General features: G+C 60.2%; 14 protein-coding genes and 2 pseudogenes. 9 read left to right on the top strand and 7 right to left on the bottom strand.

The features are described 5' to 3' along the window. Positions 1 to 73: 73 nt before the first annotated feature. Positions 74 to 552 (top strand): annotated as a pseudogene (locus CXY72_RS00625) (IS30 family transposase); the annotation flags it as partial. Positions 553 to 652: 100 nt separating this feature from the next. On the opposite strand, the gene CXY72_RS00620 reads toward CXY72_RS00625, so the two are convergent. The 4 genes from CXY72_RS00620 to CXY72_RS00595 form a co-directional block, all read right to left on the bottom strand. After that, positions 653 to 1,117, bottom strand: coding sequence for a hypothetical protein (locus CXY72_RS00620; protein WP_104125801.1), 465 nt, complete (start codon positions 1,115 to 1,117; stop codon positions 653 to 655). A gap of 177 nt (positions 1,118 to 1,294) precedes the next feature. Beyond that, positions 1,295 to 1,678, bottom strand: coding sequence for a hypothetical protein (locus tag CXY72_RS00615; RefSeq protein WP_146070980.1), 384 nt, complete (start codon positions 1,676 to 1,678; stop codon positions 1,295 to 1,297). Between the two features lie 1,529 nt (positions 1,679 to 3,207). Then, positions 3,208 to 3,552, bottom strand: a complete 345-nt coding sequence (locus CXY72_RS00600) for a hypothetical protein (protein ID WP_104125797.1) — start codon at positions 3,550 to 3,552, stop codon at positions 3,208 to 3,210. Between the two features lie 494 nt (positions 3,553 to 4,046). After that, on the bottom strand, positions 4,047 to 4,424 hold the full coding sequence (locus tag CXY72_RS00595; protein ID WP_104125796.1) for a DUF5655 domain-containing protein: 378 nt from the start codon (positions 4,422 to 4,424) through the stop codon (positions 4,047 to 4,049). 423 nt (positions 4,425 to 4,847) lie between these two features. Here CXY72_RS00595 and CXY72_RS00590 point away from each other — a divergent pair, with 423 nt between their 5' ends. Then, entirely contained in the window at positions 4,848 to 5,489 is a 642-nt protein-coding gene (locus CXY72_RS00590) for a hypothetical protein (RefSeq protein ID WP_146070978.1), read from the top strand. 607 nt (positions 5,490 to 6,096) lie between these two features. Here the strand turns inward: CXY72_RS00590 and CXY72_RS00585 are convergent. Continuing rightward, on the bottom strand, positions 6,097 to 6,657 hold the full coding sequence (locus tag CXY72_RS00585; protein ID WP_104125803.1) for a bifunctional 2-polyprenyl-6-hydroxyphenol methylase/3-demethylubiquinol 3-O-methyltransferase UbiG: 561 nt from the start codon (positions 6,655 to 6,657) through the stop codon (positions 6,097 to 6,099). Between the two features lie 110 nt (positions 6,658 to 6,767). On the opposite strand from CXY72_RS00585, the gene CXY72_RS00580 reads away from it, so the two are divergent. From CXY72_RS00580 to CXY72_RS20295, 6 genes and pseudogenes are all read left to right on the top strand, one after another. Continuing rightward, entirely contained in the window at positions 6,768 to 7,571 is an 804-nt protein-coding gene (locus CXY72_RS00580; protein ID WP_370446179.1) for an alpha/beta hydrolase, read from the top strand. 457 nt (positions 7,572 to 8,028) lie between these two features. Further along, complete coding sequence (locus CXY72_RS00575; RefSeq protein ID WP_104125793.1) at positions 8,029 to 8,298, top strand: helix-turn-helix domain-containing protein; 270 nt, start codon at positions 8,029 to 8,031, stop codon at positions 8,296 to 8,298. Further along, positions 8,291 to 8,605, top strand: coding sequence for a HipA N-terminal domain-containing protein (locus CXY72_RS00570; protein ID WP_104125792.1), 315 nt, complete (start codon positions 8,291 to 8,293; stop codon positions 8,603 to 8,605). The genes CXY72_RS00575 and CXY72_RS00570 overlap by 8 nt, the downstream gene beginning before the upstream one ends. Before the next feature lie 75 nt (positions 8,606 to 8,680). After that, a pseudogene (locus CXY72_RS20450) lies at positions 8,681 to 9,034 on the top strand (HipA domain-containing protein); the annotation flags it as partial. A gap of 13 nt (positions 9,035 to 9,047) precedes the next feature. Continuing rightward, positions 9,048 to 9,599, top strand: coding sequence for a HipA domain-containing protein (locus CXY72_RS00560; RefSeq protein WP_104125791.1), 552 nt, complete (start codon positions 9,048 to 9,050; stop codon positions 9,597 to 9,599). 346 nt (positions 9,600 to 9,945) lie between these two features. Further along, entirely contained in the window at positions 9,946 to 10,023 is a 78-nt protein-coding gene (locus CXY72_RS20295; RefSeq protein WP_370446180.1) for a helix-turn-helix domain-containing protein, read from the top strand. 51 nt (positions 10,024 to 10,074) lie between these two features. Here CXY72_RS20295 and CXY72_RS00550 read toward each other — a convergent pair whose 3' ends face one another. Together CXY72_RS00550 and CXY72_RS00545 are read right to left on the bottom strand one after the other, a co-directional pair. Next, positions 10,075 to 10,512 carry a hypothetical protein gene (locus tag CXY72_RS00550; RefSeq protein ID WP_104125790.1) on the bottom strand — a complete coding sequence of 146 codons (438 nt, stop codon included), beginning with the start codon at positions 10,510 to 10,512 and terminating at the stop codon, positions 10,075 to 10,077. Further along, complete coding sequence (locus tag CXY72_RS00545; RefSeq protein WP_104125802.1) at positions 10,509 to 11,531, bottom strand: TerC family protein; 1,023 nt, start codon at positions 11,529 to 11,531, stop codon at positions 10,509 to 10,511. Before CXY72_RS00545 ends, CXY72_RS00550 begins: the two co-directional genes overlap by 4 nt. 544 nt (positions 11,532 to 12,075) lie before the next feature. Between CXY72_RS00545 and CXY72_RS00540 the strand changes: the two genes are divergently transcribed. Beyond that, on the top strand, positions 12,076 to 12,780 hold a 705-nt coding region (locus tag CXY72_RS00540; protein ID WP_104125789.1), incomplete at its 3' end, for an ABC transporter ATP-binding protein.

Here is a 12,780-nt window from a genome sequence, read left to right as displayed (position 1 = left end):
AGACCTCAGCCATACCCATCGCCCGAGGGTTGCCGGAACATTACTCCGCCTCCGACACTCACAACATCGTAAGGAAGGAGATCTAATCTTGGGTCACACTGCCGGTCGGCGATCGCTACGTTGGTGGAGCGTCAGACCCGGTTCACAATGCTCGTCCACCTCCCCGGTGGCCACGGCGCGATCACGGTTCGCGAGGGGCTGTTGGCCGCCATTAAGACTCTCCCCGAGCACTTGGTGAAGACTCTGACATGGGACCAAGGCACCGAGCTGGCCCAGCACCGGCAGATCACGCTGGCCACCACGATAGCTATCTACTTCTGTGATCCGCATTCGCCGTGGCAGCGGGGCACCAACGAAAACACCAACTGGCTGCTGCGCCAATATTTCCCCACAGGCACCGACTTATCCGTCCATTCGCCCGAGCGGCTACTCGAAGTCGCTACCGAACTCAACGATCGACCGCGCAAAACACTCGGCGGCAGCACACCCGCTCAAGCCATGCAACGACTATTGCCAGAGCCAGAAAAGCCCATCGTTGCGACGACCGGTTGAATCCGCCGTTCCCTTATTGGAACGGACCCAAGCCGGCGATCGCGTGTTTAGGTGCCCCGGTGGGCGTCCGGCTTACGGTCGAAGTCGTGGGACCCGCGCATCAGGAGTGACGGTCTATATGAGGTCCTCCACTATGTCTTGATCGGTGCCGTGCGTGGATGCCGACGACCGCCAACGGGAGCAGGGCATACACCGGCGCAAGCGCCAGCGCGCCGAGGAAGGCCGGACCGGTTGGTGCGGCATAGCCAAGGTTCATCGCGAGGAGCGCCCAGCAGGCCCCGGCGCTGCCTGAAGTCAATACCGCCGCGATGTAGAGCGTTCCTCGAAAGGGCTCCTCGTGGTCGCGATCGACGACGGTGGCGATGGCCAGGGCGAAGCCACCGAGCGTTAAAGCCGCGATAGGCAGGAAGAACATCCACAACGGTTGCGTGTTCGAGACCTCGGTACCGGACCACTGCACGTTCAGAGGGTTCGGCAACGGCATCCATTGCATCACCACGATTCCGACGGCCACGGTCGGAACCGCGACGAGCAGGGCGGCGAGAATACGGCGCGTGAACATCATGACGAAACGATTCTAGGGGAACCATAGGGTAATTGACGGGTTCGCGTTGACGGTTCCCCATACGGGGTAGTCGAGGCGTCGGCTGAAGTGGTACGAGCTCATTTCCGTGCGTCTACGAAGTTGGAAGGGGTGTGCTGCATGCCGTCGAATCCCGGAGTCGAGGTCGATTGGGTGCGATCAAGGAGTTGTTGCAGTCCTCATGTCTGCGGCGACCTGCTGGGCCTCGGATACGGTCCCGAACACCAGCGTTAGCGGGCTGCTGATGAGGGCATCCTTCACGAGCGGTGCGGAGAGGACTCGGCCGTCGAGAACGATCGCCAGATTCTTTTCCAGCGCCTCGCGAGAAGCATCGCTGAGCGTAGCGGTATCTGTGTCATTGAGATCAAGGTTCACGGAGTTTGTCGATCCCTGATCGTCGGAGAGCGTTACGGAGTCTGGTGTGATCACACCCAGCACCTGTGCTAAGTCGTATGTGGTGGTTCCTGCCCGGTCGCACGCGGAGGCTGCGCCGTCCGAGGTCAGGGCCGGCGCGGTGCATGGACCGTCACTGGAGGAGATCACGAGTCGAAGCTGAAGAGGTTTCCCCGGCGAATTCGTGTCGCCGGTGGCCGTGGTGCTGCACCCCGTGAGAAGCATCGCGACGGCTGCAAGAGCAAGTAAGAGGGTTGGACCTCGACGCGCCTGATTATTGAGTCGGGGTCTGACATCCAAGCTTCGCGATGCTGTAGTCGACATTTTGCGTTCCCCCATCGTTGCGGCACTCCGAACTTCCTTACAACCTCGCAGTGAATCGGACATGTGTCAAATAAATAGCCTGTTGGCTCCTGAACGCGCGTGCGCTCGACGACAGTCTCCTAGCGTCCCGTAGGGGGTCCCGCTCGCGGTACGGGCGCAACTGGGCTAGTCGCGTGGTTTAGTCCCCATGAACTGAAAAGGATATTGGGAGCACTTCAACCCGAATGGCGACTGCACCTGGAACGAATCCCGCCACCCCGTCGACGGAAACAGCGATGACTTCGCCGACCCTCGGCGTGTTACGTATTCTGTTTCGTAAGCTGGCCCCTTGTACGGGACGAAACGTGGCCACCGCGGTGTTCTTCTTTAGATGGCCTACTTCTTTAGGTCTTCGTCATTTGTGTCCGCAAGTAGCAGATCCATCTGCAGATTCTTGGCCAGAGTATAAGAGCGGAGTGCTTGGGTTGCAACGAGTATCAATCGCCCGAGTAAAGCCAAAAGCACGAAGCAGACTATATATGCTGCGACTATTCCGGCCATTGCGGCGACGCCGTAAAAATTGTATGAATACATAATTCAACGCTAGTTGATAATGGCTTCCGAAATTTCAAGCCTGATGAATACTATTTTTTGCCCGGACTCGATATCGACACTCCCGCAACAAAGGGGCGCTCTCTACTCGATGCGACTCGCGCCGGCAGCAAGGTGCAGCGGATTGCCAATGAGTTAGTCGCTATCGAGCCGCGGCGCATCGCGCCTCGGCTCGGCGAGAATCTCTCGCCCGTCACCTACACGGCGACCAAGAATCTCCCATCGCAAAGGACTGCGCTCAAGGGTGGCTTGGCGAGGTGAACCGACCTGGACGAAGCGATATGCACCTGCACGGATGCCGATCCACTCCGGGCATACACTAGTTGCCCTCCAAGTTCCCAATGAGGAAAGAGGGAAGACGCGCGACTTAGGAACCGTCGTCCCGTTTGGGGTTCCCCTTCTGGTGCGCTTCACTTGGACGCGAGTATCGTCGACAATATGGGGACCTCACCGCAACGGTTCGCACGAGTGCACGGGAGCGGTCAATCGTTCCGGCGGACAGCCAAGTTCGCGCGGGCCTTGCGCTCCTGAGCCTCGTTTTCTCAATCTTCGAGCTCATGCTCACGTGGCCCCGAGTTGTCGCGTGGGGACCCGTACGTTGCAGTCGGTTTTGCCAGTGCAGGTAACGTTTTTGGGGTGGGTCAAGCGCGCCAATGCGCGATTCCTCGATAGTCCAAGCTCTCAAGGGCGAGTCTCCGAGGGACGACTAACCGCCCCGTCAATCCGGTCAGCGTTTCCCGCGGTAGTAGCCGAGCCCGTCAAGATTAGGGAGTCGCAGTGCCCCCTAGGTCTGCGGCAACCTGCTTAGTCTCGGCTGCAGTCGCAAAGGCCAGCGTCAACGGGCTGGTGGTGAGGGCGTCCTGCACGAGCGGTGCGGTGAGGACCCGGCCATCGAGGACAATCGCCAAGTTCTTGTTCAGGGCTCCCCGAGAAACATCGCCGAAAGTGACGATATCTGCGTCATTAAGACCCAGGGACACGGAGAGCGGTGATCCCTGATCCTCGGAAAGCGCTACGGAATCCGGTGTGATCACGCCCAGCACCGGTGCCAACTCATACGTGATGGTTCCCGCCCGGTCGCACACGGTGGCCGCGCCGTCAGAGGTCAAAGCCGGCGCACTGCATGAACCTTCAACGAAGGAAAGCACAAGCCGAAGTTGGAGAGGCTTCCCCGGCGCACCGGTGTCACCGTCAGCCGTGCTGCTGCACCCAGTGAGCAGAGTCACGACTGCCACAAGAGCAAGTACGAACGTGGGGCCTCGTCGTGTCCGATTCGTGAGCCCAGGTTTGACACTTGAGCTCGAAAGCGCTGCTAATGACATCTGCTTTCCCCCATCGTCGCGGCAATGTCCATTCTGCTCTTGAGTGAATGAACTGGTCACAATGTCGCCGTGAATTGGTCCTGTGTCGAACACGCGCTTTACGGCTAACTAAATGAGTCTGCGCTCGTGGCCGGCTCCCCTTTTAGGGCACTGGCACCGCCACCACGTGTTAAACTTTACAATGCGACGAGCACGGGCGCGTGGCGTCCCGTATGGGGTTTGGCGGATTCAACCGGTCGTCGCAACGATGGGCTTTTCTGGCTCTGGTGACAGGGCTTCCGTCAGTCCGCGGTACCGCCGGTGCGGGTACCCGGCCCGACCGTCTCCGATGCTTCGCGGATCAGCGCTCGGATCGCGTCGTCGAATTGTTCGAGATGGCGCAAGCTGTAGCGATGCATCGTCACCCTCTTCGAGGTGGCGAACGTGGTGCGGGGTTTCGGGTCGCTGACTTCGCGCAGCAGCTCGACGCCGAGCTCAAGATAATGACTCTTGATGTAACCCGACGTGAATACCCGCACTCGGGCATACGCGACTTGGGAGGTCTGGATGCGTTCATCTACATCGGGCAGACCACGACAGAAGTCGCGGAACACGGTGATTTTCGCGAGATCGTCGTCGGCGAGTCCACCCGTGAGTTCGTCCCAGTTCGACGCTGCCATGACTCCACATTACGGTACGGCGAAACGCCGGGATGGATGCAGTGGTCGCCGTCCCACAGCAGGTTCCCCTTGCGGATCGGCTGTTCGCGTGTCCTGGTCGCCGTCCCCCTTGCGGGCGGGGGCCGCGGTACCGTCGATGACATGATTACCACCGCTTGACTTCGCCTTCGGCGTTGACGCCGTGCCGATGTGGGCCATCCCCCACACAACAACATCCGGCCGACTTGTGGTTTGATCAACAACGTGCGCCATTCCGTTTCGAACCGACACCGTCCGAGCCCCGTCGCATGGTTGTCCCTCGCGGTGTGCGGCACGCTCACTGGTTGCGCGGGAGCAGTCCCGGCGTCGGACGCGGTGTCACAAGTGTCGGCGCGCAAGGCAGTCGCTGACATCTCTCGGGGTCTCTACCGTGAGGGGACGGAGGTGATCGATGACTATGCCCGCTGGGCTGACACCGACACCGAGAAATCGACCGTAGTCGAGTTGATCGGCTACGAACCATATCCCGGCGCGATCCACGGCGAACCAGTTGGAGCGCTGCAGTTTCGTGCGACGATGCAGCCCACCCCGAACGAAGGGCCGCACGTCGCTTGCTTTGAGTCGCAGTTTGATTTCTGGGGCGTCGCGATCGAGGAGCCCGGCGAATGGAGCGACGACACAGCGGTCGCCCACGACATCGCTTGCCCGCCGGACGCAAAGCGCATCCCCCCTCCGGTCGACACCCGCTTGGTTGACGTTGTTCCCGACGGAGCGGAGGCTCTCGTCGTCGAGGTGCTGACAAACGCGCCGTCCGCGGCATCCGCTGACGACATAGTCGCCGAGATCGTCAAGCGGATGCCGCAGCCGACCGGTGAGCGTGAGGTCGCGTTCGATCCCGAGGCGACGGTAGTCGACGGCGACGTCGGCTTCGCGATGGGCGATGGGGACGACTGCCTGCTCGTGAAACGAGACGTTGACGGCGTGCAGGTGTTGCAGGTGCCCAAGATTCTGCTTCAGCCCGGAGAGCTCGGGTGCGCAGCCGGCACGGCGCTCCAGCCGGGCGACCAGCTACGGTCCCCCCACTGACCCAGAATCTGGGCGCTCGGCAATCGGCCCGATTGGCCGCGGATCCGTCGCGCAGGGGGTCCGGCTTATGGGCGCGAGGTGTTGCGGTCTGGCGAGCAGTTTGGAATCAGGACTGCGGTATCACGAAGTGCGCAACGACGGTCAAGACCAGGATGATCGGAACGGCACATGCTGTCCGTTGCGACTGTTCGCCGAGCCACCGGTTTGATCTGGGCCGGAGCAGCAGCCCAACCAATACGGTCGCCAGTAGCGCGGACAAGATGCCTGCGCTGATCAGCGACGCACGGACGGGCAACAACTGTGGCGGGCACACCGCCGGAAGACTGGGCGCGCAAGTCCAACTGGGAAGGACCGGCTGCGCCATCTAGAGTACGAGTAATCCCAGGAGTACAGTCCCCACTGCGACGGCGGGGGAGCGCGTGGCGCCGACGGTCTGGATGGGCATAGAGCCAGACTATCGATCAAGCACTACTGCGGCGCGACGGCTGCGGCGCGTGATTCTTCGCGATAACGTAAATCAGTCCCGAAGAGGGTTCGGCTTATGACACAGGCTGTTTAGCTTTAGACCTTTGAGGTTCCTTGGATGAATCGGTGTGGGAGCTCGTGGCTAGCACGGAATTTCTGAGGGCGCTGAGCTATCGATTCGTTGGGCGATGATCGCGGCATGGGACCGTGTACCCGGATCGGTTCGGGTGTTCACCGCCTGAACGTGAAACCCTGCGGCCTCGAGCTGCGTGCTCATCTCACCGATAGGCCAGAAGTAGGCGGTCGTAACGGCGTGCGGAAACGGCTCGACGGTGTCACCCTCGAAGAAGCCGAGGAGGAGGCTGCCTCCAGGAGCAATGCAGCGGGCGAACTCGCGCAAAACCGCTGGCAAGTCATTCGGGGCAAGGTGGATAACGGAGTACCACGCAAGAATTGCAGCTGCGTATCCGTCTCGGACCCCGATATCGCCCAGCGACGCGACTCGGAACGGGACCGCCGGAAATCTTTTTCTCGCTTGCACGATGAACGCTTGAACGTGATCGATACCCTCCGCATCGACACCACGCTTTTTGAGGAATTCGGTCCAATGTCCAGGGCCGCATCCCGCGTCGATGACCGCTCCCCGTAGGTGGTGCGCCCACTGGGCGATAAGCCGCTGATCCGATTCGTGCGTGTTAGCCATCGATCCGAGCAGCGCCGTGTACTCCTCCGCCCGATCGGCGTATGCACCCCGAACCACATTGCCAGTTATGGGACCGAGTCTAGGAGAAGCCCGGCGAGCGTTCCTTGGAGATGGCGACGCCCGTGACGCCCCTACGCTGGGGGGGGATGAGTCATCGACCGGATGTCATTCTCGTCCACGGGTTATGGCATCAGCCTGCGCATTTCGATCGTCTGACAGCCGTTCTTCGTGCGCACGGGATCGGCGTGCACGTTCCGCGCCTGCATCGGGGCTCGCTCACGAACGACACGGCGGCTGTGCAAAGTGTCGTGGACACGCTTCCGGTAGCGCCGGTTGTCCTGGGGCATTCGTATGGGGGTTCGGTTATCACCGGCCTCGATCGAGTGCGACACCTCATCTACGTCGCGGCATTCGTGCCAGCCGCAGGTGAAAGCGGTGCGCTCCTTGGCGGCACGGGCGCTCTCGTCAACGAGGCGGTGCGGCGCAACACGGACGAAACGACCAGCATCCCGACTGAGTACGCTCGGGAGCTTCTGTATGCCGACTGCACGGATTCTCTCAGTGCCTGGGCGTCGGGACTGCTCGTGCCACAGCAGCCGGGTCACGGCCGCGGCGTGCCACAACGCGTCGCCTGGACAAACGTCGAAAGCACCTATGTCAAATGTGAGCAGGACCGAGCGCTCAGCCCGGCGCTACAGGAACAGATGGCTCTCCGCTGCACTCACGTCGTTCGCCTGGCTTCCAGCCATTCACCATTTATCAGTCAACCGCTGCGGCTCGGGGCAGTGATCATGAAAACCTGCCCGGACCTCGCTGCCCTCGCGACTGTTGGACGTGAACTAAGTCCACTCATCTCCAACGGCCCTCGAAGCACCAATGAAGATCTCCTACCGTCAGGAGTGCTCGAAGCGTGATTGACCCAGAAGACGTTGGTCATACCGGACGATGCCGGAGTTGTTGACTTAGGCGTCGCTTTGGACGCTGAAAGCCGCTTGCGGCCCGATGGCTCATAATCGTTCGCGTCGGGAGCGGTTGCCCTGGACCGCGAGTATCAGTGCATGAAGGCGCTGTTCTGCGTTTGCCCGATGGTCATGCGGACGACTGGATGAGGTCTTCGTGACCCCGCTGGGGCTGGTCCACGATAATCGTGGTGTCGCGGGTAATGGCCTCACAATCGTTGATCCGATCGGCGGGCAAGTCCATCGGGAATCGCCGAAGCTCGGGCAATCACCGACCGCCGTGGTTGTGCGCTCCAGAAGTTGCCGGGTTCAGCACTCCTCATCGTGACGGTAATAAAACCTTCGCCTCCCGTGACGGTGATATTACCATCACGTAAAATGAAGGTAATAAGACCGTCGTCAGGAGAGTGTCATGGCTGCACGTGGAGAAGTGAAGGGCACTGAGGGACTTGGCCGCATGCTGCAGCAGGGCCGTCTCGTGAACGGTTTGACGCAGCGCGATCTCGCGGAGAGATTGGACACCGACCAGAAGTACATCTGGGGCCTAGAGTCCGGCAAGAACACCATCGTGCTCGAGCGCATCTTCGCCATCATGCGGGAGACCGGTATCCGAATGTACATGGAGGTCGATGACGGCGCCGTCGAGCCCCGCGATGACAATTTAGACGAGCCCCGTGGGTGACTTGCGCGTGGAACTCTACGGCGAGCTGGTCGGGCATCTGGTCGGCACGGACCGTCGCGCTTTTGATCTCGTCACGGAGAGGAATGTGATCGAGACTTTTGGGCTCGGCAGCACGATTCTCTCCGCGTCGGTGCCGTTCGACCTCATCAGTAACCGCAGCCGGGCAGCGCGTCGACGCAACTTCTTCGCCGAACTTTTGCCGGAAGGCACTGCTCTCGACAACCTCGCCGCCGAAATCAGAGTTTCCACCGACAACACCAGTGCACTCTTGGCACGGTTCGGCCGCGACGTAGCCGGCGCCATTTAGATATACGACCCAGAGGCGCCGGGGGAGCCGCGTGCGCCTGCTGCCGCGCTAGTTGACGCGGCTGAAGTTGGGCTGATGGTTACCAATACTCACACCGCTCCGCTGGGCGACCGGCCGAAGTTCGGCCGCACGTCCTTGGCCGGTGTCCAAGACAAGATCGTGCTCGCACGACAGGGCGATCACTGGTTTCAGGTCCTCGATGGGTACCGGTCGACCCACATCATCAAGCCGCCGTCCGTGCGCTACCCGACCATCACCTTCAACGAGGAATACCGCTTCCGCGCGGCCAAAGCTGCAGGCCTCACCACGCTTGACACCTGGATCGAGAACTTCGGCGGAGTCCCCGGCCTCGTGATCGAGCGATATGACCGATCACGGCACACCCCGCAGGGACGCATTCACCAGGAAGACATGAACCAAGCTCTCGGCGCATCAAAGAACGATGAAGTATCGAGAGTTCGGCGGCAAGGTCTCCCTCAAGCGGATAGCGGATGTCCTCGGTCACGACGGCGACCGCGCTTCCGTCGAGCAACTCCTCCGACTCCTGACCGTCTCGCAGGCCGTTGGCAATCTCGATATGCACGCCAAAAACAACAGCATGCTCCACCTCTCAGACGGCAGCACGAGGATCACTCTGGCCTACGATGTTGTTCCGCAGACGCACTTCGACAGCGACGGAAAAATGGCGGTGGCTATCAACCGAAAATACAGCCACGCCGCTATCACTCTCGATGACCTCATCGTCAAAGCCGAGGCGTGGAACGTGCGCGCTCCCCGGTCGATCATCACACCTCAGCGCTCGAGGCCGTGGACGCTCTACTCCGGTCAGAGAGCCCCGTTGAGCAGGCCTACGCCGGACTGCAGGACGACATTGCGCGATTCACGAAGAATCTCCTCAATGGACGCCCCACGGGTAGCGACCTCAGCACGTGAAGACTTGACGCACACACGTTTATTCAACGGTTATTGCCCGAGACCGACCGAAACAGGATGAGATGTTGAGATAAGAGTAGAGACATGTCACACAAGAACCTCCTGATCAGGTCCAGTTAAGTCGAGATCAATCGAGGTATCAGGCCGGATCAAGTCCGGTTTAGAAATGCCCGGCGCAAACCGTCGGTCCCAGGTTCAAGTCCCGGTCGCCTTACTGTAATTTGCATCTGATCAGGGTTTTGATTCGGCCAAAATCGTCGAGATTTGATGATGAGAACTTCGGTCCCGGGTTCAAATCCCGGGCATCTCTCTAAAACCGCCGTTGATCAGATTTTTCGTGCGCCCATGAATAGGTCTAAATCGGCGTATTTCGCGTCGGTTCTGGGTTCAAGAAGGCTGCTGCTGGTGTGCCGAAGTCTGTGCTGGCTCGTGAGTTTGGGATCAGCCGTGAGACCGTCTATGTCTACCTCCGCGCCGAGGATTGAGCCGGCTCTAGACGATTCGGTGTGTTTGGAGGTTAATTCTTGCGATGTCGATCATTTCGATCCAGCGCGTTCGACGGTCGGTGCTTTTCGGATCGCTAGAACTTCGGCTTCGTTCCCGATAGAACGCTGCACCGGGGTGTGACGCTCGAACGCTTCGCGATGCACTTGCTCGATCTGACGCGGATCGGCCGTCTTGAGCAGATAGTCGTCGCGCGCGATCGCCGACCGATCGGCGTCGCTCACGACGGCTGATGGCACGGCGGCTGGTGACGCTGGAGTCTGGCGCACCGGGGCGGGCACAGCCGTCGGGCGAGCGGATGAAGCCGGGCGACCGTCGCCGATCAGGGCATCCGCTGCGCTTCGAACGATGGAACGCCAGTCATCGGAGTTGGAGTTGGAGTTGGAGTTGGAGTTGGAGCCACGGTCCGACGAACCGGACTTGTTCAGTGCTTTCTGAGCGAGGCCGGCGAGCTTCGAGGTCATGCTCATTTGGAGTGTTCCTTCTGAGTGGGAGAGCCGATGGGGGTGGGCGCATCGGGCCAGGATCGGGTGCCGCGCGTCTTGATCAGGCTCGCAACGGTGGCCACGGTGATCGTGGAGCCAATGAACAGAAGGGAGAACGAGATAGGGATCTCGGGAACCCACAAAAGCGGCCCCCCGCCGTTGATGAACGGCAGCTCGTTGATGTGCAGGGCGTGGAAGACAAGCTTCACGCCGATGAACGCGAGGATGACCGCGAGACCCTGAGCCAGGTAGACCAGACGCTGAAGAAGCCCGCCGATGAGGAAGAACAGCTGGCGCAACCCCATCAGAGCGAAGGCATTCGCGGTGAAGACGATGTACGCCTCGTTCGTGAGCCCATAGATGGCGGGAATGGAGTCGACGGCGAAGATCAGGTCGACGAAGCCGATCGCGACGATCGTCAACAGCATTGGGGTGACGAACCGCTTCCCATCGATCTTCACCGTGAGCTTGTCTTTATGGTAGTCGTCGGTCACCGACAGGTGACGGCGCACGAACCGCATGAACCCGTTGTTGGCAGGGTCGGTCTCGTGACTGCCGAACGCTTGGCGGTAGGCCAGGAAGAGCAAGAGGGCGCCGAAAACGTAGAAGATCCACGACAGGTTCTCGATGAGCGTCGCGCCAATGGCGATAAAGATGCCGCGCAGGACGAGCGCGATGATGATGCCCACCATCAGTACCTTCTGCTGGTAGATCTTCGGCACGGCAAACGCGCTCATGACCAGCAGGAAGACGAAGAGGTTGTCGATCGAGAGGGCCTTCTCGGTCAGGTATCCCGCGAAATACTCGCTGCCGAACCGCCAACCCGAGATCATGCCGATACCGACGCCGAACACGAGAGCGAGGCCGATGTAGAACGCAGACCAGCGAGCTGACTCGCCAATTGTCGGTTCGTGAGGCTTGCGCACATGCGCGAAGAACTCGTAGACGAAGAACGCGATCGTCACCGCAAGGGTGATGATCCAGATTACGGGCGAGATATTAATGGGGTACTCCAAGGGGGTTGGCGTGAACACGATGCCAAGGTCTCCTCCGCTCTGACATCAGAACCAGCGGCCCGGAATGCTACAACGCATTCGTATTGTCGGACCTACTGCAGTTGGGAGTACTCCCCTTGTTGCACCTACTGTACAAGACAACGAGTGCTGGTCGCGCACCATGAAGCCGAGAATCTGCTTGCAAATCCAGTGATTCGATGCAACCGTATCGAAGAGGAGGCCGGGGAGGGCAGGCAGTGAAACGTCTGATTGCTGGTGCGGCCGGCGCTCTCGGTTTGAGCGTTGTCACCCTGATGGGCAAGGATGGGGACAAGTACATGGGGGGAAATTTGCGTTTCACGAGTATGTCCAGGGTTGTTATCGCTGTTGTTCGGCGGGGTGGAGTTCATCGTTTGCTAGGGCTGGCTCTGAGAGCAAGCCCCCGACAACGAGAAGAAGCACCCTTACTTTTGGTGGCCTTGTGATGAAGCCCGTTCCCGCAATACCCGTGATTTCTCGCGGAGAGCCGCTTGTTCATATTGAGCATTTTCGAATGGATTTTGCCGGCACAACAGTCATCGAGGATCTTTCTTTCGATGTGAGACGGGGGGAGACGTTTGGTTTCCTCGGTTCTAACGGTTCGGGTAAGACCACCACGCTTCGGGCGTTGCTGGGGATTTATCTGCCGACCGCGGGTGTCCTCCATATTGAGGGGCGTCCGTTCACGCCGGAGGCGGGCAGCCGTCTGGGCTATCTTCCGGAGGAGCGGGGACTGTATAAGAAGGAATCCGTCCTGACTGTGATGACGTACTTGGGTCAGCTCAAAGGGTTGAGTAAGAAGGCTGCGGTGTCGTGGTCTTTGAACTATCTCGAGCGGGTGGGTTTGGGGGATAAGGCGAAGGCTCGTATCGACAAGCTCTCGGGCGGTCAGCAGCAGAAGGTCCAGCTCGGTGTCACGATCATGAACGACCCGGAACTGCTCATCTTGGATGAGCCTACGAAGGGGTTCGACCCGGTAAACCGGCGCCTGCTGATGGACATCATCGAGGAGAAAAAACGGGCGGGGGCCACGGTGTTGATGGTGACGCATCAGATGGAGGAAGTGGAGCGGTTGTGCGACCGGGTGATCCTACTCAAAGGCGGCCGTGCGGAAGCGTATGGGACAATTCCCGAGGTGCAGAATCAGTACGGCGGGACCATGATCCGCATCGGTTACTCCGGTGAAATACCGGAGTCACCGTATTACGACATCAGTCTC

Source organism: Cryobacterium sp. Y57, from assembly GCF_002929505.1.
In the GTDB taxonomy this organism is placed as follows: Bacteria; Actinomycetota; Actinomycetes; order Actinomycetales; family Microbacteriaceae; genus Cryobacterium.
Note: the sequence above shows the minus strand (reverse complement) of the source record. Positions and strands in the feature narration are given on the sequence as shown.